Annotated in this window: 24 protein-coding genes; 4 read left to right on the top strand and 20 right to left on the bottom strand. The window is 45.1% G+C overall.

The annotated features are described in order from the left end of the window. Positions 1-19: 19 nt before the first annotated feature. From ASG89_RS25355 to ASG89_RS25325, 7 genes are all read right to left on the bottom strand, one after another. Positions 20-1645 carry a response regulator gene (locus ASG89_RS25355; protein WP_057313786.1) on the bottom strand — a complete coding sequence of 542 codons (1626 nt, stop codon included), beginning with the start codon at positions 1643-1645 and terminating at the stop codon, positions 20-22. Beyond that, positions 1638-3482, bottom strand: coding sequence for a sensor histidine kinase (locus tag ASG89_RS25350; protein WP_157276794.1), 1845 nt, complete (start codon positions 3480-3482; stop codon positions 1638-1640). The genes ASG89_RS25355 and ASG89_RS25350 overlap by 8 nt, the downstream gene beginning before the upstream one ends. After that, a complete protein-coding gene (locus tag ASG89_RS25345) occupies positions 3424-4755 on the bottom strand; it encodes an ABC transporter substrate-binding protein (protein ID WP_057313785.1) in 1332 nt (443 codons plus the stop codon). The genes ASG89_RS25350 and ASG89_RS25345 overlap by 59 nt, the downstream gene beginning before the upstream one ends. 1344 nt (positions 4756-6099) lie before the next feature. After that, positions 6100-7146 carry a family 43 glycosylhydrolase gene (locus ASG89_RS25340; RefSeq protein WP_057313784.1) on the bottom strand — a complete coding sequence of 349 codons (1047 nt, stop codon included), beginning with the start codon at positions 7144-7146 and terminating at the stop codon, positions 6100-6102. 25 nt (positions 7147-7171) lie between these two features. Then, positions 7172-8002: a carbohydrate ABC transporter permease gene (locus tag ASG89_RS25335; protein WP_063868128.1), complete on the bottom strand. Its 831-nt coding sequence runs from the start codon at positions 8000-8002 to the stop codon at positions 7172-7174. A 6-nt stretch (positions 8003-8008) separates the two neighbouring features. Continuing rightward, the gene (locus ASG89_RS25330) at positions 8009-8905 is read right to left on the bottom strand and encodes a carbohydrate ABC transporter permease (protein WP_057313783.1); all 897 of its coding nucleotides are present in this window, start codon (positions 8903-8905) and stop codon (positions 8009-8011) included. Positions 8906-8977: 72 nt separating this feature from the next. Next, positions 8978-10306, bottom strand: a complete 1329-nt coding sequence (locus ASG89_RS25325) for an ABC transporter substrate-binding protein (RefSeq protein ID WP_057313782.1) — start codon at positions 10304-10306, stop codon at positions 8978-8980. A 449-nt stretch (positions 10307-10755) separates the two neighbouring features. On the opposite strand from ASG89_RS25325, the gene ASG89_RS25320 reads away from it, so the two are divergent. Beyond that, complete coding sequence (locus ASG89_RS25320; protein WP_057313781.1) at positions 10756-12501, top strand: ABC transporter ATP-binding protein; 1746 nt, start codon at positions 10756-10758, stop codon at positions 12499-12501. Between the two features lie 31 nt (positions 12502-12532). Beyond that, positions 12533-14335 carry an ABC transporter ATP-binding protein gene (locus ASG89_RS25315; RefSeq protein ID WP_057313861.1) on the top strand — a complete coding sequence of 601 codons (1803 nt, stop codon included), beginning with the start codon at positions 12533-12535 and terminating at the stop codon, positions 14333-14335. Positions 14336-14418: 83 nt separating this feature from the next. Here the strand turns inward: ASG89_RS25315 and ASG89_RS25310 are convergent, their stop codons facing one another. The 10 genes from ASG89_RS25310 to ASG89_RS25265 all read right to left on the bottom strand — a co-directional run bounded on the left by ASG89_RS25310 (position 14419) and on the right by ASG89_RS25265 (position 22381). Next, positions 14419-14934, bottom strand: a complete 516-nt coding sequence (locus ASG89_RS25310; RefSeq protein ID WP_057313860.1) for a GNAT family N-acetyltransferase — start codon at positions 14932-14934, stop codon at positions 14419-14421. 25 nt (positions 14935-14959) lie between these two features. After that, positions 14960-15211, bottom strand: coding sequence for a hypothetical protein (locus ASG89_RS25305; RefSeq protein ID WP_057313780.1), 252 nt, complete (start codon positions 15209-15211; stop codon positions 14960-14962). Positions 15212-15255: 44 nt separating this feature from the next. Further along, positions 15256-15984, bottom strand: a complete 729-nt coding sequence (locus ASG89_RS25300; RefSeq protein ID WP_057313779.1) for a class I SAM-dependent methyltransferase — start codon at positions 15982-15984, stop codon at positions 15256-15258. A 31-nt stretch (positions 15985-16015) separates the two neighbouring features. After that, positions 16016-16936, bottom strand: a complete 921-nt coding sequence (locus ASG89_RS25295; RefSeq protein WP_057313859.1) for an NAD(P)/FAD-dependent oxidoreductase — start codon at positions 16934-16936, stop codon at positions 16016-16018. A gap of 86 nt (positions 16937-17022) precedes the next feature. Then, the gene (locus ASG89_RS25290) at positions 17023-17421 is read right to left on the bottom strand and encodes an RrF2 family transcriptional regulator (RefSeq protein WP_057313778.1); all 399 of its coding nucleotides are present in this window, start codon (positions 17419-17421) and stop codon (positions 17023-17025) included. 216 nt (positions 17422-17637) lie between these two features. Further along, positions 17638-18819, bottom strand: coding sequence for an alanyl-tRNA editing protein (locus ASG89_RS25285; protein WP_057313777.1), 1182 nt, complete (start codon positions 18817-18819; stop codon positions 17638-17640). A 37-nt stretch (positions 18820-18856) separates the two neighbouring features. Next, complete coding sequence (locus ASG89_RS25280) at positions 18857-19438, bottom strand: YdeI/OmpD-associated family protein (protein ID WP_057313858.1); 582 nt, start codon at positions 19436-19438, stop codon at positions 18857-18859. Between the two features lie 81 nt (positions 19439-19519). After that, complete coding sequence (locus ASG89_RS25275) at positions 19520-19717, bottom strand: hypothetical protein (RefSeq protein WP_057313776.1); 198 nt, start codon at positions 19715-19717, stop codon at positions 19520-19522. Further along, positions 19717-20166 carry an NUDIX hydrolase gene (locus ASG89_RS25270; protein WP_057313775.1) on the bottom strand — a complete coding sequence of 150 codons (450 nt, stop codon included), beginning with the start codon at positions 20164-20166 and terminating at the stop codon, positions 19717-19719. The genes ASG89_RS25275 and ASG89_RS25270 overlap by 1 nt, the downstream gene beginning before the upstream one ends. A gap of 103 nt (positions 20167-20269) precedes the next feature. Next, a complete protein-coding gene (locus ASG89_RS25265; RefSeq protein WP_057313774.1) occupies positions 20270-22381 on the bottom strand; it encodes a glycoside hydrolase family 52 protein in 2112 nt (703 codons plus the stop codon). A gap of 175 nt (positions 22382-22556) precedes the next feature. Between ASG89_RS25265 and ASG89_RS25260 the strand changes: the two genes are divergently transcribed. Together ASG89_RS25260 and ASG89_RS25255 are read left to right on the top strand one after the other, a co-directional pair. Beyond that, a complete protein-coding gene (locus ASG89_RS25260) occupies positions 22557-23456 on the top strand; it encodes a helix-turn-helix domain-containing protein (RefSeq protein ID WP_057313773.1) in 900 nt (299 codons plus the stop codon). Between the two features lie 256 nt (positions 23457-23712). Further along, a complete protein-coding gene (locus tag ASG89_RS25255) occupies positions 23713-24390 on the top strand; it encodes a xylose isomerase (protein WP_235549912.1) in 678 nt (225 codons plus the stop codon). 67 nt (positions 24391-24457) lie between these two features. Here the strand turns inward: ASG89_RS25255 and ASG89_RS25250 are convergent, their stop codons facing one another. From ASG89_RS25250 to ASG89_RS25240, 3 genes are read right to left on the bottom strand one after another with little or no spacing between them, the layout of a single operon-like run. Then, positions 24458-24880 (bottom strand): hypothetical protein, encoded by a 423-nt coding sequence (locus ASG89_RS25250; protein WP_057313772.1) that lies wholly within the window; start codon positions 24878-24880, stop codon positions 24458-24460. After that, positions 24877-25359 (bottom strand): SRPBCC family protein, encoded by a 483-nt coding sequence (locus ASG89_RS25245; protein WP_057313771.1) that lies wholly within the window; start codon positions 25357-25359, stop codon positions 24877-24879. Before ASG89_RS25245 ends, ASG89_RS25250 begins: the two co-directional genes overlap by 4 nt. Before the next feature lie 40 nt (positions 25360-25399). Continuing rightward, a complete protein-coding gene (locus tag ASG89_RS25240) occupies positions 25400-25831 on the bottom strand; it encodes a DUF2569 family protein (RefSeq protein ID WP_057313770.1) in 432 nt (143 codons plus the stop codon). Between the last annotated feature and the right edge of the window lie 157 nt (positions 25832-25988).

Genomic DNA, 25988 nt, shown 5'->3' with positions numbered 1-25988 from the left:
CAGAAAAAACCGCTCAAGTTTACGTAACCTTGAACGGTTCTGTCCCCGCTATACTCTTCCCCTCACGGAACTCGGAAGGAGTCCGGTTCGTGATCGTTTTGAACACCCGATTAAAATGTCTAATATTCGTAAATCCGGTAGAATCCGAGATGACTTGAATCTTTTCATCGGAATATAGCAGAAGTGACTTAGCCTTCTCAATCCGTTTCTCCGTTAGGAAGTCTATGAAAGACTGCCCTTGTTTGCTTTTGAACAAGGAGCTGAGATAGGACGGGCTGAGATAAACAATATCGGCCATCGTATTTAACGTGATAGATTCGGCATAATGCTCCTCTACGTAACGAACAACAATTTCGACGGGGCTTGTCACGATCTTTTTCTGACGGTTCACAATACAAACAGTAAGATCACCAAGCAGCTTCTGACATCGCTCAATTAATTCTTTACTGGACGAATAGGAGTAAATATCCACCAATACCTGCTTCACATCCGTGTTCTGCAGCCATTGCTTTACTACGGCTAAATTCACGGCCAACTCGTAGAAATGCAGCAGCATTTTGCAAATTTGTTGATGAATAATCTCAGGATCCTTCCATTGCTGGCATAGTTTCATCACATAAAGACTTGCTTGCTGCTGTACATTTGCCAAGTCACCCTCCTGGACGAACTGATTCAAGGAATGCCAGTCAGCAGCGTGCCAATCGTGCTTTTCCATTTTCATCTCGGCAACAATCTCGTTTGACAGCAAGCGATCCCCGCCAATAACTAGTCGATAAAGCAGCGCTAAACCAGCCTCTTTATAAGATTTGGAAATATATTCCAAGTCTTTAGCCGGACTACCTAACCCGAAGGTAAGGGTAAAATTGGATTGCACCCGAATTTCCTTCCGTATCCGATTCGTCAGACGCTCTATGTCGGTGTTAATAGACGCAACATCCTCATGATTAATCAAGGCAACAACTTCTGTCTCATGATGAATGAACACATATCCTTGGAAGCTCACATCGAGGCTCTCTTGTATAAATTGCTGAATATATATCGAAAATAAAGATGGATTCAACTGATAATAACGCTCATCGGTCACCGAATCACGATCCAACTTGGCAATTAGACAGGATATATAAGCATGCGGGAATTGAATGCCCACATTTTCAAGGAGCTCCTCCTCACCATGGTGAACATTTCCCGTGAGTAGACCTGCTAACATATGCTGACGCATCCCATTTTGAACTTGTTGATCCAAGCCATTCGATTTATTGGTTTTTTTCTCCGTTAGCCATTCATCCTGCAACTTCGCAAGCAACGCATACAGCTCTTCCCGCTGAAAAGGTTTCATCAGGTAGTCCTTAGCGCCCAAACGCAAGGATTCACGCGCATACTGGAAATCGTTATAACCGCTCATCACCACACAAGAAATATGCGGATACCGCTCTTTCACAATATATTGAAGTTGAATTCCGTCAATCCTGGGCATTTTGATATCCGTAATGATTAAGTCGGGCTGAAGCTCTTCAATCTTATCTAAAGCTTCTGCCCCATCCGTTGCTTCATCGATGACGCTCCACTCACTTTGCATGTCTGTAATCATCAAACGTATCCCTTTGCGGAAAATCGTTTCATCATCCACGATCAAAATACTAGGCATCCATGTTCCTCCTCTCGTGATGACCTTCAATCAGTGGTAAAGTTAATGTAATCGTCGTTCCTTGCTTCAAATTGCTCTCGATTCTCACCCCATACTGATTCCCATAGCGCAGGGCAATTCTACGATGAACATTCATTAAGCCAGTACCGCCAGTGCCCTCATCCGTTGTTGTCATCTGGAACTTTCGATCAAGCAAGCTCTGTAAATGCACTGCACTCATGCCAGCGCCGTCATCTTGGATTTGGATCAACATTTGGTTATCTTGCCTCTTCCCAATCAGGCTGATCGTCCCATAGCCATTCCCTTTATCAATGCCATGTACAATAGCGTTCTCAACGATGGGCTGTAAAATAAAGCGAATAACCGAATAGCTCAGCAATTCTGGTTCAATGCGAACATGGAACTTTATTTTATCCTCAAAACGAATTTGTTGAATCGCCATATAGCCCGTCACATGCTCGATTTCCATATGGAGAGGAACTTGGCTCTGATGACTATTAATACTGTAGCGTAAAAGTTTACTAAGATGATTCGTCATTTTCACAACTTCTTTATTACCTTGAATTTCAGCATACATACTAATCGAACCTAAAGTGTTATATAAAAAATGGGGGTTAATTTGGCTCTGGAGTGCCGATATTTGGGCATTTTTCTCCCTGATCTCCGACTCGTATAGTCGATAACCCAGATCACTGAGCTTTGAAACCATGATATTAAAGGATTGACTTAACTGACCAATCTCATCACGACTATGAATCGGAATAGACACGGCTAAATCACCTATTACAACTTTTTTCATGAGATTCCGCAATTCACTGATCGGATTCGTTATCCGAAGGGCAAATAAAGTAAAGATAATGATGGCTAACAGCAAACACGCCGCTCCAATGCCAATAATATAATTTCTCACATAAATTGTATCTTGTAACAAAACTGCAAGCGGAACCATCTCAATCATCGTCCAACCCGTTAATGGTGACGTATAGTAGGACACTAGCTCTGAATCGTTATCTTGTTTATAGACGACAGTCCCCGCGCCTTTAAATTGCTTGATTTGCTCCGCATCCGGGCCGTTTACCATGCTTTTATAAATCATCGAGCCTTCATTATCCACGATCATAATATTCTTCTTATCATTAGAGATCGCTTCAATCTTATTTCGAATGATATTTTTGTCCACATCAAGCACGAGATAAGCTAGAACAGCACCGGTATCTACACTTCGAATTCTTCTGGCAAAAGAATATACTTGATTCGTAATACCCATCCCATTTTTATTAAATGTTCCGAGATAAACCATTTTACCTGTCTGTGAAACTTTGTCGTACCAGACTTCATTCTTCACTTCGCGTGGTAAGTAATTGGCTTGTTCTTCTGACATCGCGGTATATGTATTACCGCCTCTCGTACGAAAAAGCGTCAACCCAGAAATGTCCACACGTCCATTGGCAAAAACGCGTTTTGCAAAATCCTCAATTGTTACGCGATCATTAAACGAAAGAGAAGCACTCGTCTGCTCACCAACCTCCAAATACCTTATGATTTGTGGCGATTGATAAGGTAATAATGTCAACAAATTAAGCTCATTTAAGTACGTATCGATATTAGCGGTCAGTTCCTTCACCACGTCCATCTGATATTTCCCTGTATTATTCTGAATCGATTCCGAATAGCTCGTAAACGTTAAATAACTGGCAATACCCAGTGGTACCGCTATAAAAACAGCACTGAGCGCAATCAGCTTCATCGCGATTGGCCAATCTTTGATTAATTTCAGCTTATTTCGCAATCGCATTTTGCTGGATTTGAAGATTTGTATTAATGATCTTTTGCGCATTGTGCAGCACCTCTTGTGGCGTGATTTGGCCCGCCATCATCTTCTCAAACTCACGCACGATCTCATCGTTAATCGTTCCCTGCCGCGGTTGATTCGGGAAATATTTCACATCATCAGCTGCACTGGCATAGTCCGGACGGTATTTCAACTTTTGAAACTCTTCAGACGCGACAGCTTTCTTCACAGCCGGGATATGTCCTGCCTTCGCCCAGCTAGCCCCATGAGCAGCTACCCAATTCGCGAATTTAAGCGCAGCGAGCTGCTTTTGTTTATCGGGCTTTTCATGATAGGGAAGTGAAAAGGTATGAGAATCTCCCCACGCCGCAGGATGATCGTAGATTTGTGGTATTTTGGTTACACCGAAATGTAAATCTGTCGCTTGCTCGAACGTTCCTGTTCCCCAAACCCCAGAAATTAACGTCGCTGCTGAACCTTTCACAAAGGTTTGAATCTGATCATTAATATTAGGCAAAATGAGCTTCTTCGTATATAAAGAATTGACGAATTCCAATGATTTCAGAGCAGAAGGATTGTCTATCGCAGCTGCTTTGCCATCGTCGGTGTAGAATCGACCGCCATCCTCGTTCATTTGATGATAGAAAGAATACCAAATCCAGAAGGAGTCAATTCGCACATTGGGTTCAGCTAAAGGTGTCACATTCGACGGCACACTAGCTCGGATTTTCTCCAGGAACTCTAAGTACCCTGCTTCTCCGCTCGCCATAATTGGTTTGTCTTTCTCGTCTAGGAGGTCCGCGAGTCTCAGCCAATCCTTGTTGTAGTACATGACTTCCAAGTGCGTATCCAGCGGGATACCTAGATGCTTATTGTCAGCTACTGTGCTTTGTAGAATCGTCGGGTTAAAATCATCCCAATGGACGCCAGCTTCAATCGCTAACGTATTCAAATCCGTCAGGAAACCTGCAGGTGCGTACTGCGAATACTTGGCCGAGTGAACGATTGCAATATCCGGCGCCTCTTCAGTAACAATCGCCGTGGACAGCTTGGTGTAGTAATCACCCGAGTTGTTATTGATTTGCTCTATTTTCACATGATCCAGATTCTCATTATTGTATTGCTGAATGAGCTCGGCCATAAACTGCCCATCTCCACCGCTGAATGGCGTCCAAAAAGTAATCCTTAGCTTACTCGCCGTAGGCTCATCGAGCATCGGATCCGATTTCGAATCGCAACCTAATGCACACGTGCTCAACAGGAGAAGAATACATAAAGCTTTTGCTGCTTGCTTACCTAGTCGTTGTCTACCGCTCAAATGAATCCCCTCCCTGCCTTCGAACTATGCCTTCATTATACAAACTTAAGCAGAAGCAAGCCAATGACCTATTTCCGTTAGTCATGGACATATTTTTGGATTTCTAGATGAAAAGAAGCTGAAAATGCCCCGAAAGGGGATTTCAGCTTCTTTATCGTGTGGGGCTGCGGCAATTCTCGGCCGTGCGGCGACTTTAGCGCCCCAGAAGGGCGCTATCTCTTCGCTGGCGCGGCTATCCTTGGCCGCGCGACGACTTTAGCGCCCCAATAGGGCGCTATTCCTTCGCTGACGCGGCAATCCTTGGCCGCGTGGCTACTTTAGCGCCCCAGAAGGGCGCTATTCCTTCACTGGCGCGGCAATTCTCGGCCGCGCGGCGACTTTAGCGCCCCAAAAGGGCGCTATCTCTTCGCTGGCGCGGCAATTCTCGGCCGCGCGATGGCTTTAGCGCCCAAAAAGGGCGCTATTCCTTCGCTGGCGCGGCAATCCACGGCCGCGCGACCACTTTAGCGCCCAAAAAGGGCGCTATCTCTTCGCTGGCGCGGCAATTCTCGGCCGCGCGACCACTTTAGCGCCCAAAAAGGGCGCTATCTCTTCGCTGGCGCGGCAATTCTCGGCCGCGCGGTCACTTTAGCGCCCCAAAAGGGCGCTATCTCTTCGCTGGCGCGGCAATTCTCGGCCGCGCGACCACTTTAGCGCCCAAAAAGGGCGCTATTCCTTCGCTGGCGCGGCAATTCTCGGCCGCGCACGACTTTAGCGCCCCAATAGGGCGCTATTCCTTCGCTGGCGCGGCTATCCTTGGCCGCGCGACCACTTTAGCGCCCCAAAAGGGCGCTATCTCTTCGCTGCCGCGGCTATCCTTGGCCGCGCGACCACTTTAGCGCCCAAAAAGGGCGCTATCTCTTCGCTGTCGCGGCAATTCTCGGCCGCGCACGACTTTAGCGCCCCAATAGGGCGCTATTCCTTCGCTGGCGCGGCTATTCTCGGCCGCGCGACCACTTTAGCGCCCCAAAAGGGCGCTATCTCTTCGCTGCCGCGGCTATCTTTGGCCGCGCGACCTCTTTAGCGCCCCAAAAGGGCGCTATTCCTTCGCTGGCGCGGCAATTCTCGGCCGCGCACGACTTTAGCGCCCCAATAGGGCGCTATCCCTTCGCTGACGCGGCATTCCTCGGCCGCGTGGCCACTTTAGCGCCCCAGAAGGGCGCTATCTCTTCGCTGGCGCGGCTATTCTCGGCCGCGCGACCACTTTAGCGCCCAAAAAGGGCGCTATCTCTTCGCTGCCGCGGCAATCCACGGCCGCGCGACGGCTTTAGCGCCCCAAAAGGGCGCTATTCCCTCACCCCGCGGCTATTCCCCGCTAGGCACCGGAATCGGCACGCCCTCCGCAATCGGCGTACCAAAGTTCGGTGTCCCATCCTTATTCCACTGGAATGGCTGCATTCGCACGTTGCGATTCCAGCCGGAGCCTTGTGTTTTCGCAGCGTGATACACAATCCAGTCCTCTTTGCCATCCACCGACTTCGTGAAGGAATTATGACCAGGTCCATATACTTGATCCGTCTTAGAAAATACGGCCTTCTCACCCTTCTTCCATGCAGTCGGATTGAGCACATCACTACTCATCTCCGTACTCAGGATGCCAAGACAATAGTCGTCCGTCCAGCTGCCGCTAGCCGAATAAATCACATGAATGCGATCACCATGCAGCAAAACCTGCGGTCCCTCATTGATCGTTGGATTACCGACCAATTCCCAATCGTACGTTGGACGTGAAATTTCAACAGGCTTGCCACTAATCGTATACGGATTGCTCATTGGCGCGATGTAGAGATGCTGGCTTACATTGACAGCGCCTTCCCAACCCGACCAAATGAAATAGAGCGATCCATCCTTTTTCTGCAGCGTAGTCCCGTCAATCGCCCAACGGCCAGCTGTGTCCATCATTCCTTTATCAACGTAAGCCCCTAGCGGATCATCCGTCACGGATTCTAACGCGAACATACGATGATTCTCATTCTTACCGTCATCAGCGGCATAGTAGATGTACCATTTTCCACTAATAAAATGTAATTCAGGTGCCCAAATATTGGACGTATTCGGTCCGGAAACAGGTGGGAACCAGACGTCTTTATACTCAGCTTCCGCTAACCCCGTCAGCGTCTTAGACTTCCACACGCGAATTGAATTTCCCGTTGTGTGTGTGTAATAGTAGATCCCATCTTTGGTCGTGACCCAAGGATCTGCTCCATTATCCATAATCGGATTAGTGAATGTTTTTACTTCCTTGATTGGTGAACCGGCAATTTCTGTTTCTTTCACTTTGGTCTCCGTGGCTCCCTTCGTACACCCTGCTGCTAGCATCATACATATCATGATCATACATAATTTCCACATGAAAAGCTTCACCTCTACCTATTCCCTATTGCTTAACCCCTGTTGCGGTAATCGATTGAATGAACTGTCGTTGACCAATGAGGAAAATAATTAAAGTTGGTATCGTAGATAACGTTGCAAGTGCCATTAATTTCCCATAGGATTGCACGAAGCTTCCTGTCGCCATAACCGCCACACCAGCCGTTAGCGTACGCATTTCGAGATCAGTCACCGTAAAGAATGGCCATACATAGTCATTAAATACACCCATAAATGTGAAAATCGCTAATGTTGTTACAATAGAAATGGATGAAGGCATCAATACAGACGTAAATACTTGCCATTTATTGGCCCCGTCAATTCGTGCTGCTTCAATAATTTCATTTGGGAATGATTGGAAGAATTGAATTAACATAAACACGCCGAGCGCTCCACCTGAGTAAGGCAAAATAAGCACATAATACGTATTAATCAGATTAAAATTACTGAAATTCAAATATTGCGGAAGAAAGGAAATGATGCCTGGCACCATCATCGATCCAACGAATAGGGCGAATAGCGTTCTTTTAAAAGGAACATCTAACTTCGCTAACGCGTATGCAGCCATGGCATCCAGTATAATGACTAGGAATGTCGCAGCAAAACCTACGAAAAAGGAGTTGAACATCCAACGGAAAATGGGAACCTCCACAGCACCACCAACAAAAATGGTATGGAAATTGTCCCATGTAAATTCTTGTGGAAATAAATGAAATACCGGTGACATGACTTCTATATCGGTCTTGAAGGAATTGGAAAACATCCATAAGATCGGCAATATGAAAATGATTCCTAGTACGGAAGCAAGCAGCACATAAAAGATTTTCAGTGATTTCAACGTCCTCTACTCCTTCCTGCTCGTGACTTTGAATTGAATAATAGACACAATCATGATCGTTAAACCCATCAGAATCGCCATAGCTGAAGCAGAACCGATTTCTCTAGCCGTGTAGGCTGTTTGCAAAATCCCCATTAAAAGCACCTTCGTCTCATCCCCTGCATTACTCATCAGATTAGGCTGCGCGAAGATGTTGTAAGAAGCAATTGTCGAGGTGATCAGAACGAAAATAAGCACCGGTCTAATGAATGGAAGTGTAATACTCTTCAGTCTGTCCCAACCGTTGGCACCATCTATTTTGGCTGCTTCATAGAGATCTTCAGGTACGCCATTGAGTGCATTGACGAAAATAATCATGTTGAAGCCGATCGTCCACCATAGTGTTGCGATAACTAGAGCAAACCACACGAAAGGCGTATCCAACAACCAGGGGACGGGATCGAACTCTCGAATACCCACTTTTGCAAGGAGAAGATTGATGAATCCACCTGTAACGTCGAACATCCGCTTCCAAATAACAGCCATGACCGTAGCAGAAACGGCATATGGGATGAAATATATGGAACGGAATAAGGAACGTAATTTCGCTGGAAGTGCATTCAATAATAAGGCAAATCCGAGTCCTACAATGACTAAAAATGGAACTGAAAACACAACGAATTTCAAGGTGGCTTTCATTCCGATGAAGAATAAGTCGTTCTCCTGGGTTCCATTCGTAAATATGTTCCGGTAATTGTCAAAGCCCACGAACGGATGCACAGGATCTAGCAGGTTGTATTGCTTCAAGCTAATGATGAACCCATATATAATGGGAATCAGCGTAAAGGCTAAGAAAGCAATCAGATAAGGTAATATGAATAAGCTTGATGTCAGCTTTGATTTCCAATGTGATGGGGTAGGCAACTGATTTCCTCCTCTGCTTTAAAAGGGAAGACGGGTACTGGGTACCCGCCTTTCCATGATGATGTGCTATGATTACTTCTTCATGGCAGCTGTTGATTTGGCTGCAGCATCATCTAGTGCAGCTTTTGGATCTTTTTTGCCTTGAAGAGCGTTTGCAAGCTCGCTCCAAATACTGTCAGAAATCGGACCCCAATTTAATACTTTTGGTGCAAATTTCACATACTCAAATTCCTTCGCTACTTCAGTTTGTTGTTGCGTCATCGCTTGGAAAGCTGCGCTATCACGTACGACTTTGGAAGCTACAGCTTGACCGGACTCAGCCCAATCAATGGAATTCGCATTCACATATTTTAAGAAATCGCCTACACCAGCAAGGATATTCGCATCTGTTGTTCCTTTTGGAATTACGAAGTTATGTGACCCGCCGAACACAGCTTGTTTCACAGTACCCAATTGTGGAACAGGTGCTACACCATAATTAATTTTCGCTTTATCGAAGGCATCCTTCGACCATGGACCATTGAAGTGCATCGCGCTTTTTCCTTGTTGGAACAAGTTGAAATCGCCATCTGCTGCAACCGTAGGAGGTGAAACCTTCATCGTAGTCAGGCTTCTCATGAAGGTAACCGCTTCTACACCCGCAGGTGAGTTGTACGCAATGTTGCCTTTATCGTCTAAGAAATCGCCGCCATTTTGGAACAATACCGTCGGGAACAAGAAATTCTGGATCCAGAAGGTTGGCATTGCAGCTCCCCAAATACCTTTGGAAGCATCTGTTAACTTGACTGCTGCATCAACGAACTCTTGACGATTCGTAGGAACCTTCGTAATACCGGCAGCTTTAAACAAATCTTTATTGTAATACATAACTAATGGGTGGATATCAAGCGGAATGCTGTACCAGTTATTGTCCTTCGTCGAATATTCCACTGTTGCTGGAGGGAAGTTGCTTTTCTCAACGCCAACAGCTTTGGCAATGGCATCTAGTGGTTGCAGCTGATCCTTAGCAATGTACGTTGGTGTTTGGTCAAGATGCATAATCGCGACATCCGGTACACCTTTTTTCGTAGCAATCGCAGTATCGAGCAGCTTATAGTAGTCACCATTCGGTTGAATCGTCATTTTTACCGTATATTTATCTTGTGATTTATTATAGTTATCCACGATTTTCTTCATGAAAGGACCATCATTCCCCGAGAAAGGATTCCAGAAGTTAACGGTAACTTTCTCTCCACTCTTCGCTGGCTCAGGCGCTTTCGTTGCCGTTGCGGCTTGTGTTGCTGCTGGTGAAACCGCAGCCGGAGAAGTTTCTGCCGTTTTTGTAGACGAACATCCTGCCAGAACTAAAGCCATCGACAAACCTGCTGCACCCATCATCTGTAAGCTTTTCATTTTTCCCATCGTCGTTAACTCCCTTCAATTTTAAACACATCATTTGTGCTTGCTTATTCAACTGAATTTGTGTCAAAATTGTAGTGAGCTGTGAATTTCGGGCAGAAATTCATTCTCACTACCGAGAGCGATTCTAAGGAGTTCCCACGCCAATGGACCTTAGATCGCTCTTTCCTTTGCTTTCCATCCCCGTACCTTCATCTTTTGGTTTCTCCACTTGCCAATTCGGATAACTGCGCCCTCCTCCACTCGTCTAAGTTAACCACAATTTAACTATACTGATTTCTAGAAAACGTTACCATGACGATATTCATGAACCATTGGACATATTTTCAGGAATCCCATTTTCTGTCGTCTCTTAATTTGAATCCCTATATTGCACGTGAAATGACATCCGTTATAAAATGGCTATTAACTAAGGATGACAATGGACTTCGGAAAGAGGGGCGTGTGCACCAATGATTTTTATGAAGAAATATGTCAAGAAACACTGGAAACTTTTTCTAGTTGCTGTGTTTTTCGTCATGCTGGAAGCGCTTGCGGATTTACTACAACCAACGATTATGTCCCACATTTTGGACGTTGGCGTTGCGGAAAAACGACTTGATTATGTGCTTCGCATGGGCGGTTTGATGCTTATTATCACTGCATTTGGCGCCGTTTCAGCCTCTATTCGGAATATCGTAGCCAGCCATGTTTCGCAGAAATTCGGTACAGAGCTTCGAGCCGATTTATTTGAAAAGATACAATCACTTTCTTTCTCCAATATTGAGCGATTCGAACGTGCCTCATTAATTACACGCCTAACGAATGATGTGACACAGGTGCAGAATTTTGTGAATGGTCTCATGCGCATTTTTGTTAAAGCACCTCTCCTATGTATTGGTAGTCTAATTATGGCAGTCAGGCTCAACATGTATCTCTCCGTTGTGTTACTTATCGTGGTTCCGCTCGTTGGCGTGCTTGTGGCATTGAACTTGAAGGTCGGTTTTGCCAGGTACGTGAACGTGCAGAAAGCGCTGGACAACGTCAACCGGGTCATTCGGGAATATTTGTCCGGCATTCGTGTCGTGAAAGCTTTTAATCGGTTTGATCATGAAGCTGGGAAGTTTCAGAAAGCCAATACCGATTATCAGGACAAGTCGATCCAGGTAACAAGATTACTGGCGATCTTTAACCCTTCCATCCTGCTCACTGTCAATTTTGGGATTGTTGCCGTTCTTTGGCTAGGTGCTTGGCGGGTAAATCAGCATCAAATGCAAGTAGGTCATATTGTAGCGTTCGTCAATTATATGACACAAATTTTGTTTGCTCTACTGACGATTTCAATGGTATTTAATATGTTCGTTCGGGCCAAAGCCTCAGCCACTCGGATCGGTGAAGTTTTTAATCAGATCAATGAAATGACTTGGGATGATAGTGCTGCCCTACCTGTTCATCGTCCTGGAGGCCGCATTGACTTCAAGGATGTTACATTTGCCTATGATGGAGCTGTTGGTGATCCTATTTTGAAGCATATTAACTTGACATGCCTTCCAGGAGAAACAATCGGTATCATTGGCTCCACAGGGTCTGGGAAAAGCAGCCTTGTAAGTCTCGTTCCCCGCTTCTATGATCCGAGCTCCGGCTCGATCCGTGTGGATGGTGTAGATATTCGAGAGTTGGACCCTTCCAAATTACGGGATCGCATTGCCATCGTGCCTCAGAACACCATTCTGTTCAGCGGCACCATTGAAGAGAATTTGCGTTGGGGACATGAGCTAGCTACACGTGAAGAAATTGAACAAGCCGCTACTATGGCAGAAGCGGATAGCTTTATTGCTGCATTCCCCGAAGGCTATGAAACTAGGCTGGGTCAAAAAGGCGTGAACTTGTCCGGCGGACAGAAACAGCGGCTATCCATAGCTCGTGCACTTATTCGTAAACCTGACATTCTAATTCTCGATGATTGCACTAGCGCATTAGATACCGCGACGGAGACTAAAATCAAAAAATCACTCAAGGAATTTGCCACAGGAGTTACTTGTTTGATCATTGCACAGCGGATTACCTCCGTCATGGATGCGGATAAAATCGTCGTCATGGATGATGGTGAAATCGTGGGCATCGGAACACATGACATGTTAATGACGAATTGTCGTATTTATATGGAAATATGTCAATCTCAATTCGGAAAGGAGCTGCCGCATGTCAACGCCGAATGAAAGCTCGCGTCAACAAGCCCCTGACGTACCGATGATCACCGGACCATTGGGTCGCGGCGGGCGTGCACCTAAGGTAAAGCCCAGAAATTTTAAAAACACCTTACGCCGCCTATGGTCCTATATGGGTACAGAACGAAAGTGGTTGACCATCGTCTTTCTGTTTATTCTAGCTGACGCTGCCTTAACCTTAGCTGGCCCCTATCTCATTGGTGTCGCTGTTGATGCCATGGCTGGGGGACAAGTTGATTATAGGGTTCTCGATGTGGTGATGATTGTTCTGATTGCCTCTTACATTGCTGACGGCGGACTTACTTTTATGCAGAGCTGGGTCATGGCGGGACTCGCACAACGTGTCGTGAGGAGACTTCGACAAACGATGTTTGCGAAGCTGCAAAAGCTGCCCCTTGCTTATTTCGACGGACGCACCCATGGTGATGTCATGAGCCGACTGTCGAACGATATCGACAATGTAAGCAACTCGATTTCGCAAGCAACAACACAGCTAATGACAGGTTCAATAGCGATTGTCGGCTCCTTCATCATGATGCTCATTCTAAGTCCCACCTTAACGTTAGCTACCCTTATTACGGTTCCATTAGTGTTCTTGCTGGCCAAAACAATCACCAAACGTACCAGCGTGTTATTCAAAGAGCAACAGGCACAGCTTGGCAAGCTGAACGGTCATATTGAAGAAACGATATCCGGTCTACTTGTCGTTAAAGCCTTTAATCGTGAGCAGAAAGCGATCCATGAGTTCAACAGCGTAAATGGCCAATTGTATGAGGTTGGGTTAAAAGCGCAAATTTGGTCCGGTTTTCTAATGCCTATCCTTGGTGTCATCAACAATATCGGATTCTCATCCGTTGCAATCGTTGGCGGTGTGTTAGCTGTCAAAGGTCATATTACAGTCGGAGTTATTGCAAGCTTTCTGAGCTATTCGCGCCAGTTCGTTAGACCGCTTAATGAGATTGCGAACACCTATAATGTGCTGCAATCTGGTGTTGCAGGGGCAGAACGTGCTTTTGAAGTGCTAGATGAAAAGGAAGAAGCAGCGGATGAACCAGGAGCAGTTGATCTGGTGAAGCCTATTGGTCACGTTACCTTCCAAGACGTAACCTTCGGATATCGGCCGGATCGACCGATTATTAAACAGGTTAGCTTTGAGACAGCGGCGGGCAGCAGCTTAGCGCTGGTAGGACCTACTGGTGCAGGCAAGACGACAATCGTAAATCTCGTGACTCGGTTCTACGATGCGACAAGCGGTACGATCTTAATTGACGGTCGAGATATCAAAACGTATACTCGCAGTTCGCTTCGCCGCAGTTTTGGCATTGTGCTGCAGGATACTTATTTATTCTCCGGCACGATTAAGGAAAACATCAAATACGGCAACCCTGAAGCGACAGATGCCGAGGTGGTCGCAGCTGCCCAATTGGCGAATGCCGACACCTTCATTAGTCGTCTGCCCAAGCGCTACGATACGCCTCTCTCGGAGAATGGCGGTAATTTAAGTCAAGGCCAGCGGCAATTGCTTGCGATCGCTCGCGTTATTCTAGCCGACCCATCGATTCTCATCCTTGATGAGGCAACAAGCAGTATTGATACGCGGACAGAGCTTCATATTCAAGAAGCACTTCTCTCCATCATGAAGGGGCGCACAAGCTTCATCATTGCTCATCGTCTGAATACGATCCGGAATGCGGATACGATCATGGTCATCGATCAAGGTGAGATCGCCGAGCAAGGGAATCACCACACATTAATGGGCCAAAAAGGGACGTATTCTCGAATGTTTTCTAATCAATTCGTGCAATCTAGCCATACATCCGAATAATCAGCATGAAGAGGCTGTCTCGTTAGAGACAGCCTCTTTGTAGAAAGGGAATCAGGATACACTATTTACGGATAAATGTCGTTTTATTCCTTCTCATTCAATCTCCTCGCCATCAAATCCTCATCATAATACTGACCATTGAATTTCAAAGCGTTTCGCTCCACACCATAAACGATGAATCCAAGTGATTCATATAGTTTCTTCGCCGCTTCATTCGTTGACATGACAGCTAGATTAATTTGCTCAACACCGTCGATTTCAGCAGCTTTCCGAATAAGTTCACTCAGTAGCTTTTTCCCCAACCCTTGACCACGCCCATCCTGAGCAACATACATCGCATAAACATTGCCTTTATGAGCTGTCTTCAGACTGCTCTCCCTCACAAAAGAGACAGATCCAATCAGCGCACCACTTTCATCCACTGCTCCAAGTACAAACGTATCCTTCTTCGGTTTAATACGCTCAGCTACCATATCCAACGTAAATTGAACTTCCCGCTCATACGTCGATCCAAATGCTTCTGGATTATTCTGCAGAGCGCTTAATCTTAATTCATGATAGATCTTTGCATCTTGTTCATCTAGAACTCGAATATACAACGGCTTCTCCTCCAATAAGGTCATGTTATTCCGTAAAATGCCAGAGCACCCCCGCGGGGTCGATTAGATGAATGGCACGTTTTCCATAGGGCTGCATCATTGGTTGCAATTCTACGTTATGATAATTTTGCAAATGAAATTCCGTTTCGTCAACTTTGAAAATGGCACCCTGATGATTTCCATATATGTTTTCAAATCCGAGATCGGTATAAAACTGTACAGCAAGAGCGAAATCCTCACCAGATGGAACAAATGGACGTAATTGGTGAGCTCTCATGTAAATAACTCCTTTTAGCTGGATTCGTGGTTATTTAGAATCAATTACACATCACATTCGATGCCAGCTCCATGACTTCCTGCATGACACATCCAACCTCCGAAGAGTCCAGTTACAAAGAATTTCGTTATACGCGTAAAGCCGGATTCCTGCAATAACCCTTCGATTTGCTCCTCAGGCATGAAGGATATTTTCATAATCCCTGTATTCACCATCTCGTTGACCGTGGAAGGCGATCTCCCCGCATCCAACCAGAAGCTTCTCCAAACATGCAGTCTGTCCTTTAGTTCGGAACTCTCGCGATCTCCGTACGCAGTTACAAGTACAAATGGAGCTCCTGGTTTTAATCGCGCATGAATGCTCTTAAGCAGTTCCAGCTTTTCTTGGACATTGTCGATGAAATGCAGAACCAAAATGCAGCTTGCTGCATCGAATACCGCATCAGCTTCCGACACAACGTTTATCGTTCCATGAAAGAGATTAACGCGATCGGACAATCCCAGTTGATTTGTTTTATACTTTGCAATCTTAAGCATTTCTTCTGAAATGTCCACGCCTGTGAATGTCCATGCAGGATTAGCCGGTCCCCAAGCGGATAGTTCATTTCCTCCTCCTGCTCCGATGACTAACACCGAAGCCCCTTCACCACTTAGTTCCGCTCGGAAATAGGATTGCACCATCCCAAATAACGCGTCATACGACGGTATCGAGATTCGAGCGTTGGTTTCATAATGATGAGCCATTTCTGAATTATGAGTAAAGTTATCGTTCATATAAGGCATTCTCCATTCATACTACTCCTATTTACTGCAAACTCGCCTTTTCCCAATTCTCCATGAGCAATTCACTGTTTATTGCGATACCTGCTAATGCGCCTAACGAGGCAGCCATAATAAGTTGTTGCATCTCTGAAGCGGCATCTCCAGCACTATAGATCCCAGGAACATTCGTCTTTCCTAGATTATCAACAACAACGGTCCCTAACTCCGTCATCTCACAACCTACGGTTTGCGGCAAATCAGATCCGATTACAAGCTTCGGGCCAAAGAAAATCCCCGTACAAGGAAGCTGGGTTCCGTCCACTAGCTCGACATGTTGAACCTGGCCCTCGTTCGAAACAATCGTACGAATAGGTGCATCATAGACCGGTACGTTATGTTGATGAAGTTCCTCACGCTCAGCATCTGACAAGCCGTCCCATCCATTCGTGCAAATGGTGAAGCGACTCGTCCAACCTGAGATCACTTTCGCGAAGTGAAACGCCTTGGCTCCATTCACAATGACCACGAGTGACTGATCCCTCAACTCCCAACCATCACAATATGGACATACGAAAGCGCTCTTGCCATACACCTCAGCCAAACCGTTAATATCCAAAGGAGCATCTTTTTTACCTATTGCAAAAAGCACCTTCTTCCCTTGGTATCTCAACCCCTGCGCTGTTGAAATATGAAAATCCCCATCGCTTCCTGTTAAGGATACAGACGTATCGGACGCAAAATCGACTGATGGATATGCGCGAATCTGTTCGATTGCAATCCGCCGAAACTCGCTTGGCTTGATCCCATCTCGTGTAAGAAAACCATGCGATTCACGTGTAACCTGATTACGAGGTTGCCCCTCATCTATGAGCAGCACATTCTTTCTAGCTCTACCTAGTACTAAAGCAGCATTAAGACCTGCAGGGCCTCCACCGATAATCACACAATCATAGTTCATCGTCATTTTCATTATTTACATTCTCTCCCTTATTTTTATTAGAGACTTAATAGACTCTCAATATCCTTAATATACTTAAAAAAAGGACGGATCTATTCCGTCTCCCCCGGCTTAACCAAATCCGCAATTTTCTTATTACCCAAATATTGTTCCAACTGTCGTTCAGCATCCATAACAACTTGTTGAATCTGACATTCACTCCCGTGATTAAAGCTGCATTCGAATAGCGAAGCGGTTCCTTCAATAGCACGAATAATATCAAGAAAGGAGATGTCCTGTTGATTATGCTTGATGCGATATCCACCGTTAGCTCCTGGTGAGGACTGAATCAATCCTGCTTTGACAAGCTTCGTCATCAATTTAGACAAATACGTCTGTGAAACGTTTAGCTTCTCAGCAAGTACTTGCACACCAACAGGTTTATCAGGCCCGGAGTGTACCAGATAGAGCATCGCATGAAGGGCATAATCGGTTGCCTGTGAGTACTTCATTTCATCTTCACACCTTAATTAAGGACTTTATGAGTCTATAATAGCGTTAATTCAAAGGAATTGCAAGCGCTCATGTAGTTTGAAAGTAACCCTTTATCTAATACCCATATCGAGCAAGTAACTCGGGAATATCCGATTGCAAAATGACTTTCGTATAATTGGTTCAATTTCGTAATCTCCATATATAGAATCCGTAACGATCAAGTCAAAAACTCCTTATGAACGTTTTGAAATTGTAAACTGCGCTACCGCAAACTTATAAAAAGCGAAAGCATCCTCACCACAGGAGAACCCGGCTTGCGCTAATTTATCACTGCCGCCGCCTTTGCCGTTGTAGCTTCCTAGATGAGCTTTGAAGAAGGCACCGCAGGCTTGTGCATATTGGCCGCTGTGTGCAAAAACGACTTTACTCTCAGAAGTACTCAGAAACAAGATTGGCAAATCTGTCTTTGAAGCAACCTTCATTGCTAAATTCTGCATGTCTTTCAATGATTTATCCTCGAACTGTTGAGCAATGACATCCTGACTTTCTACCAACAACTCCTGCGCCAAGTACTCATCTAGTTTCTCTTTAAGCCCGGTTAACTCAGTTTGAACAAGCTTATGCTCATGCTCCCACTTCGCAATGCGATCCATAATTTCATCTTTGCCCGTATTGAATTTGCCAGATAATGCCCCTAGAATTCTCACATTCTCGTTAAATTCAACTAACGCTCGAAAACCACAGAGGAAATATAATCGGGTATTCCCCTTTTGCTTCTCCGTTTTCACAATCTTAATGATCCCGATTTCGCCCGTTGACAAAACATGCGTACCTCCGCAAGCGTTAACCTCTACGCATTTGATCTCAACAATCCGAATGTCCTTCGTCACCTTAGGTTGTTTGACAAGCGGCAGCTGCGCTAACTCCTCTGGCGTTACGTAATAGCTGCTGATCGCGCGATTCTCGTAAATCTTGCGGTTTACCTCTGTCTCTATCGCTGCCAACTTCAGCGGATCCAAATCGAGCGTCTCCACATCAATGGTGCAGTAATCCGTCCCCATATGAAAACTCACGGTATTGGCCCCATACAGATCGCGGCATACGGCTGAAAGTAAATGCTGACCACTATGTTGCTGCATATGATCGAATCGGAGTTGCCAGTCTACTTTGCAAGTCGCGTTCATTCCTTCTGGCATGCGTTCTAGCTTATGTAGGACTTCGTCCTCCTCCAGTAGCACATCTAGGACAGGAATACCGTTGATTTCACCGGCATCACATGGTTGTCCACCTCCGTGCGGATAAAACGCAGTCTCCTCCAATAGGACATAGATTCCATCCTCGCGTACGCTCTTTTCAAGGATCGTAGTTTGCCATTCCTGCTGATAAGCAGAATCGTAATATAGCTTATGCGTCATGATGTTCGTTTTCCTCTCCGTTTATCTGAATCTAAGTCTATGGATAAATCTTTTCCCCATTTTCAAGCATCCCAATAAACTCTTGGATCCGCTTCACACGTGTTTCTGGCTTCTTAGCCGTATGAATTCGGAACGTGATGGCATATTTATTTTGCCGATCCAGTGTATCATAGAAGGCCTTCGCTTCACTATTCCTCTCCAATTGCAGGGCAAAATCCTCTGGGATCGTGGCATGACTTTGCGGTTCATAAGCTTTCTCCCATTGCCCATTCTTCTTAGCAGCCTCAATCGCCTTCATGCCGGAAGGTTTCATTCGTCCATTTGCAATCAGCGTCTCTGCCTTATCTTTATTTACTTTGGACCAAATACTCCTGACACCGCGAGGTGTAAACCGTTGAAGCCAAATCTGCTCGTCCGCCTTTTCTTTCTGGCTATCAATCCACCCATAACATAACGCACTCTCCAGCGCCTGATCATAAGAAACCGTTTGGATACGAGCACCTTTCTTGGCGATTTGCAATCGTATGCCAGGAGATGTGCTGTGATTTATCGCAAGCCACTGTTCAAAAGCTAGTTGATCTTCGAAATGCAGCTGTGGTAATTCGTTTTTAGTACTCAAAGTTTCGCCCCCTAGTTGTTCAATCATAACCTCGACCACAATGATCCCTTTTTCGTATCGAGCTTCCTTCTTCACATTCAGCTAAGTTTTTCTTTTCATAAATACACCATACAAATAGACTCCAACAAAATAAAGCGGAAAGAGAATAAGCCCCAATCCCGTAATCGTTATAATCTGAAACATTTTATTCTCATCAACATCGTTATATTTGTTAAAACCATAGAACATCCAAATCAGCCAAATGGTCACCAACACATAACCAAATCTATACGCTTTCATTATACCGTCATCTCATCCTCTTCACCTAGAAATCCCAAGATTTCAAGCGCCATTCTCAAAATTCCCCGATTATTTTCATAACCGTTCAGATTGTGTTCAGCCCAAACGTCCGCCGCGTTGTGCCACTTGACTCCCCGAATTTCCTCTGTTTGAGCTTTGAGTTCATCACTGAGCGCTTCGACCAAATAATAATGTGTTTCCTTCTCAACTTGTCCATGTTCCGTGTGCTCGAACTGATAATAATTGATTATCAAAGGCTGAATGATCTTGCCATCAATATTGGTCTCTTCTTTAATTTCCCGAAGCGCTGCCTGTTCAATCGTCTCCCCAGCCTCCATGCGACCTTTCGCAAAAGCCAGTTTCCGGTAGCGATCCTCGATTAGCAAAATTTGAAAATCATCGCCATTTTGTCGGTAAACGACACCGCCTGCTGAGATTTCTTTTTTCATTTGTGCAATTACCTCCAATCGAACGAAGCTCATCTCTTCTATTTTACAAATAGTGCCAACAAAAAAGCAACCAAAGCGGTTAGCTTTAGTTGCTCGGAATCCATTATTTCGTTTCTTGCAGCCATAAAATGCTTGTAACACCGCGCGGATAATACTTACTTCCTGTAATTTCACCAGAAATAATTTGATCACTCCAGCTCCAGATAGACAAGGTTGGGTGCGTCAACCAAGCTACATGGGCTGCGTCCGCTGCAGCTCCCGTTTCATCCCAAGCCAAATTCAGGATTTCACGTGCTACGAATTGGCACAAATATATTTTGCTTAACCAGGAGTTATTACTCGTCGAGGAAAGCTTCCAGCCACCATCTGCGAATAGGCACGTGCCTTCAACAAGCACTACATCTAGATGTTTTTTCAATGCTTCGATATAAAAGCCGTAACGACCATTGGCATCTAACGCAGACTTGTTACCTGTGAAGTAAGGAAATACTAAGCCTTCGATCGCTGGAATGATTTTGGAATCATTGCCTTCACCAACTACAGCTGGTATGTAACCTTCAGCAGTGACGAACGACGTTACTGTTTGTGCACTCTTCATAGCCTGCTCACTTGCAATCAGAGCTAGATCTTCTCTGCCATTTTGAGCAAAAATAGTTTCCATCGCCACATAAGCCGCCCAACATTTACCCGCCATATAAATATTATTACGGGATTGTCCCAACGAGACATCTAAACTGTCATACGTCGTGATTTCTGCTCCGCCCATCGTACGCGTGCTATCTAATGACATGATCCCATTGCGCAGTTCTGGATTCGGGTGATCGCGATGGAGCATACTCGTTAAACATTTTTCGAAAATCGTAAGATTCGCTTGCAGCCACGCCTGATCATCGGTATGTGCCACATAGGTTGCTCCGCATAATGTCCAATTCACCAACTGCTCGTGTGTCATATGCGAGAAGCAATCGTCCAAACCATATAGCTCATAAGCCGAGTAACCTGGTCGAGAAAGTGTATTCGCTACACCCATATCATGCGTAAACGAAATTCCACCCGGGTACTCCGTAGGATCATCTGGGAAACTAACCATGTCCTCATAGCTATACCGTTTCACGAACATATCTAGTTCATTCCGAACCGTCCAAGGATTCACTGCCAGCTCATAGAATAATTGATCAACTGTCAAATCGAACGTGTTCATCATCCGATATTCGCCTTCATTCACAATCCAGAATGGCTCATCATCCATATCCAAAAGCTGCGTATTTCCATTATAGCTGCGGATTGCGTGGGCAAGCATAAACTTCTGATCAGCCGACAAGCGAGAATTTGCGATGTTAGCGTCTGAACTTTGAGCTAGTGCTGTTAACTTATCGAAATTGCCTAAAGCGTACTCAGCTACAGCTTCAATATTCTTGAATAAACGAGCGTACGTATAGGAAGCATCACGACCCGCAGTTACTATACCTCCACGATAGAAACAAATTGCGAATTCATACGAGCGTTTTTCACCAGGGGGTGTGTCTGCGAATAAAGCTCCGACGGTACCAAGTCCGAAGGTCAAGTTTTCTACAATTTTCATTTTCAAAATATCTTCGATGCTAAAATAGAGACCTGAACGTACTTCAGGATCTTTGGAAACGATCCCCGTAATTCGGCCTTGACCTATCCCCGCGGCGCCATCCATCGTATCATCCAACCTACGCATTGCGCTGTAAGGATCTGATCCTTGATAACCGAAGAAAACTCTTCTAGATGCCGTACCTTTCGTATTGTCGACAGTTATCTTAGCAAGAATGGCAGGGACGAGCGCTAAACGTAACTCTTCATCACTCGCTGTCGTTGGATCAGGTACAGACTGTGCAGGAGAAATAAGACTGAATTCCAAATCGCCAGCTTTCCACGTATCTGTGCTGACATTGAATTCTCGTTGAATCTCTTCTTGTGCAAAAGGGAACACCGTTTTCTTTTTCTTCGGCTTTGGATCCGGATTTTCGATATCATATCGAAGGCTTTCGTCCTCACTAACATACTCGAAGAAAGGCAATGCGTCATAAGTGCCGCCTTGGATCGTTTCTAGCCCAATATATATATTTTGCTTTGGCGGACGCGCCTGTTCGAGATCAAAACCTCCGCTTTTGCCTGGAAATCCAAGAGTAAAGCTTGCAAATGCGCCAATAGGCGAATGGTGTGCGTTGAAAAATCGATTCTTCATATCAAGATGTTGCTCCTCTCAGTCATTTGCCCTTATTATACAATGTACGAAACCCTGAACCCATGGGCAATACGATCTTTCATTTGGACAAAAGAAACATTTGATTTCACACTATTTAAGTGAGATAGTAATCGTATCAGACACATCATAACCTTTGCCAAAGGAGTCATTAGATATGAAAGTCTTTCAACAAGAATCCTTACCCGCTGGTCTCGACAATGTCGTTTATGGCGGTATGCTGCCTGATGTTCAGGCATCCTTCAGGATTTTTGCGGCACATCTTCGCAAGGTTAACGCGCAGTGGTCATTCCCCGAGCATCAACATCCGATGTTTGAGCTGAATCTTGTCATAGACGGCTCCCAGCGTATGCGTGTTGGGGACAAGCAGTTTGTACAAAAACAAGGCGATTTGGTCTGGATACTACCGAATGACGTACATGCAAGCTTAGGGGCAGTCGATGGCCATATGATGGAGTACGTGTGTGTACATTTAGAGGTAACTGATCCTTGGTTTCGTCAGCAAATAAGTCAAATTGGGCAAATCGTTCACCCGTCTGGCAGCAAAATGGAGAGCTTACTCCGCCCCATTCTTATGGATCTCGCACAAATAGCCAGAGAGAATACCTCCAGCGGATTAAATCTGAAGCTACAGACGATGCATGCTTCATTTCGTATATTCACCGCTTTAAGCGAGGTACTACTCGATGAGGCTGTGGTTTCTAATCAGCAAACAGGAGATTCTGGCTTAGCTGCACAACTAGCCCAATTAATTGAGCACCAAGCATCTACGACAGTCAAAGGACAGGAACCTTTCCGAATAACGCACATCGCCAAGCAGCTCGGTTATAGCCCTGCACATTGTAATCGGGTTTTTCACAAAGCTTATGGGGTCTCGCCACGGCATTACTTAAGCACAGTGAAACTACGTCAAGCCAAGCTCATGCTCATGGACCCCTCTCATTCTATCGAACATATCGCCGAACAACTGGGATACAAGGATTTGTCTCAATTCAGTAAACAATTCAAACGATGGACGAATTTATCTCCAACCGCCTATAGACATCTTTCTTGGTGAAAATACGTTAGGGTTTTTCTGAAGATAGCATAAGTCTTTAAACCATCCTCTGTCCTATACTCATAGATATGTCTTTGGACTATGGATGAGGAGCAATGGCAATGAAATTACTTGGATATAAATCCTTATGGGAGTGGGATGGATTGTGGGCGGGGAAATTAGAGCAAATCGCAGAGGCCGGTTATTACGGTGTCGAGTAAACACGCCCCCTTCCGAGGCTAAGCAGTATCGTCAGTTTCGAAAGGATTTGGACGACATGAACTTGTCGTTCATCGCACAAGTGGTGACGCGGGGCACGGATCACATGCAATCTTTCCGTGAACAGGTGCTTCGCGCAGCGGAACTGCAACCTGCTCTGATCAATTCGCACAGCGCTGCTGATCGTATGCCTGCTGACGAGCAGTTGCGTTTTTTTGAAGCCGCGCTGCGTCTAGAGCAAGAGATCGGGATTCCGATCGCGCATGAAACGCATCGCGGGAGGGCTTTTTTCACGCCGTGGCAAACGGCCGCCGTGTTGAAGCAGCTGCCGGAGCTCACTATTGGCGCCGATTTCAGCCACTGGTGCGCAGCCTGTGAAAGCATGCCGAGTCTGGAGGATGAGGATGTCCAGCTAAGCTTAGCGCGCGCCATCCATATTCACGGGCGCGTCGGCTACCCGGAAGGCCCGCAGGTGTCGGACCCCAGGGCACCTGAATTTGCTGCGCATGTGGAAACCTTCATCGGCTTATGGTTGACGATCTGTCAACACCGATTCGATGCCGGAGCGGATACGATGACCTTCACACCAGAATTCGGACCACCCCCGTATTTACAGGTGCTTCCACTCACACAACAACCCGTGGCGGACTTGTGGGATGTGAATTTGTGGATGTTTCAGACGTTTAAACAGCGATTCGAAGCCAAGTTTCTAATTGAAAGGGAGCCGATGAGGTAGAGACACCTCATGGCTTCCTTTTACTGTTTCCATTTTAATGACCTACAAAATCTTGCTAATAAGGGAACTAGGGTAGGCAATTGCGGCTCCCCGTGTTAGTTTGCCTGCTACTTTGAATGATCGTTGTAACCAAATCGTCTATCGTTCCTATGATTTGATGTACCTCCGGCAGCTGATAAAACGTACTCGTTGTTTCAATATCATTGAACGCATCGTTAGCAGAATACATAATAATTGTCTTCCCTGCTCCTAAAGCAAGTCCCAACTCGACATGGCTTCCCTTTCCCGCTGGCAGCATCATGATGAATAGCTCTGCACGCAACACAGCATCTTTCTCTTTGGCACCGATCGCCGCGAGCTCTTGAAGTGAATCGATACCTGTATGCGTCGTCCAATCGTACGTTTGCTTATATCCCGCTATCTTCAACTCCTGCGCGACAACTCGAACATTGTCGATGTTTTTGAAACTGGAGGCAAGATAGAAATTCAAATAAATGCCCTCCCTTCTTTTCTTTGCTCTCGTTCAGCTACAATCTTCAATTGTTCATTCCGATAATTCAAAAATCGCATCATATATCTTCGTAGAATAACCCTTTCAACTATCCATCCGAGCCAGCCTAGTGGGGCCTCAAAGCTTAATGTATCTTTCATCAAGGTTCTATGTCCTAAATCAATAAATTCATGTTCATGCCTCATACTTTTGAATGTCCCCTGCAACATTTCATCAACAAAGCGGTAAGGTCGAACATAATTCGAAATGAGTGAAGTGTGTTTTTGCCTAATTAAGAAATGTCTCGCCTCAAACGTAACTGTTTCCCCTACTCTAATCATGCCAGTTGTTGTTCCAGCTATCGCTCGTTCCTTGGTATGAGGCCACACAGTTTGCGTATGTATCTCAATATTCGTTGCCATGTCAAAACAAACAGTAATCGAAGCTTCAATTTCTATTTCTGTGAATATCGTAATCACTGGAGCACCTCTTCATATTCACTATAATCATTTTGATTTTTTAGTTCACAAACGTTTCTTTAATTCTCTTAGATTTCAGAAAATACAAGATCCAAACCACACTTACCAATCCGAAAAACATAGATACATAATACGAATTCGGCATCACATGATAACGAAAGATCACGTCTGAAAGTGAAATCAACCTTATCAAAATACAAAAAAGTTCATATCCTATGATGATCTTTGGAGTTACATTCGCCTTAGTTATAAGTAAGTAAAAAATCAGAGCAGAGGTGAATAATTTAACAATAGTTCCGATATTAATTATGATTAGCATCGAATTCCATTCTTTAAATTCACTCATAAATTGACCAAATACGTTTATCGTTCCCATCCCATATAAAGCGGCGCTTACTAACAGCGTCAATACATAAATGAGTAACCATCCGCCGATTGGTTTTGGGTAGTTTTCTTCCCCTGATTTAGTCATCCTGTCATCTCCACCATTTTCTAATTAAATTCATACATATATAACTTCTGTTAAATCACAGAGCTTCGGTTCTCTCCATCTTTTCAACACTCAATTCGACATTTACAACCTATCTCCTTCGACTTAAACAAAAAAGACAGCCTCCCCAAGGGAGACT

It is taken from the genome of Paenibacillus sp. Soil766 (assembly GCF_001428105.1).
GTDB lineage: Bacteria > Bacillota > Bacilli > Paenibacillales > NBRC-103111 > Paenibacillus_E.
This window is presented reverse-complemented; position numbering and strand designations above follow the sequence as displayed.

What these genes read in the sequence shown, in the direction of transcription:
- ASG89_RS25355 (WP_057313786.1), bottom strand. Translation starts at nt 1,645, where the DNA reads ATGCCTAGTATTTTGATCGTGGATGATGAAACGATTTTCCGCAAAGGG.
- ASG89_RS25350 (WP_157276794.1), bottom strand. Translation starts at nt 3,482, where the DNA reads ATGCGCAAAAGATCATTAATACAAATCTTCAAATCCAGCAAAATGCGA.
- ASG89_RS25340 (WP_057313784.1), bottom strand. Translation starts at nt 7,146, where the DNA reads ATGTGGAAATTATGTATGATCATGATATGTATGATGCTAGCAGCAGGG.
- ASG89_RS25325 (WP_057313782.1), bottom strand. Translation starts at nt 10,306, where the DNA reads ATGGGAAAAATGAAAAGCTTACAGATGATGGGTGCAGCAGGTTTGTCG.
- ASG89_RS25320 (WP_057313781.1), top strand. Translation starts at nt 10,756, where the DNA reads ATGATTTTTATGAAGAAATATGTCAAGAAACACTGGAAACTTTTTCTA.
- ASG89_RS25315 (WP_057313861.1), top strand. Translation starts at nt 12,533, where the DNA reads ATGATCACCGGACCATTGGGTCGCGGCGGGCGTGCACCTAAGGTAAAG.
- ASG89_RS25305 (WP_057313780.1), bottom strand. Translation starts at nt 15,211, where the DNA reads ATGAGAGCTCACCAATTACGTCCATTTGTTCCATCTGGTGAGGATTTC.
- ASG89_RS25300 (WP_057313779.1), bottom strand. Translation starts at nt 15,984, where the DNA reads ATGAACGATAACTTTACTCATAATTCAGAAATGGCTCATCATTATGAA.
- ASG89_RS25295 (WP_057313859.1), bottom strand. Translation starts at nt 16,936, where the DNA reads ATGACGATGAACTATGATTGTGTGATTATCGGTGGAGGCCCTGCAGGT.
- ASG89_RS25290 (WP_057313778.1), bottom strand. Translation starts at nt 17,421, where the DNA reads ATGAAGTACTCACAGGCAACCGATTATGCCCTTCATGCGATGCTCTAT.
- ASG89_RS25285 (WP_057313777.1), bottom strand. Translation starts at nt 18,819, where the DNA reads ATGACGCATAAGCTATATTACGATTCTGCTTATCAGCAGGAATGGCAA.
- ASG89_RS25275 (WP_057313776.1), bottom strand. Translation starts at nt 19,717, where the DNA reads ATGAAAGCGTATAGATTTGGTTATGTGTTGGTGACCATTTGGCTGATT.
- ASG89_RS25270 (WP_057313775.1), bottom strand. Translation starts at nt 20,166, where the DNA reads ATGAAAAAAGAAATCTCAGCAGGCGGTGTCGTTTACCGACAAAATGGC.
- ASG89_RS25265 (WP_057313774.1), bottom strand. Translation starts at nt 22,381, where the DNA reads ATGAAGAATCGATTTTTCAACGCACACCATTCGCCTATTGGCGCATTT.
- ASG89_RS25260 (WP_057313773.1), top strand. Translation starts at nt 22,557, where the DNA reads ATGAAAGTCTTTCAACAAGAATCCTTACCCGCTGGTCTCGACAATGTC.
- ASG89_RS25255 (WP_235549912.1), top strand. Translation starts at nt 23,713, where the DNA reads ATGAACTTGTCGTTCATCGCACAAGTGGTGACGCGGGGCACGGATCAC.
- ASG89_RS25240 (WP_057313770.1), bottom strand. Translation starts at nt 25,831, where the DNA reads ATGACTAAATCAGGGGAAGAAAACTACCCAAAACCAATCGGCGGATGG.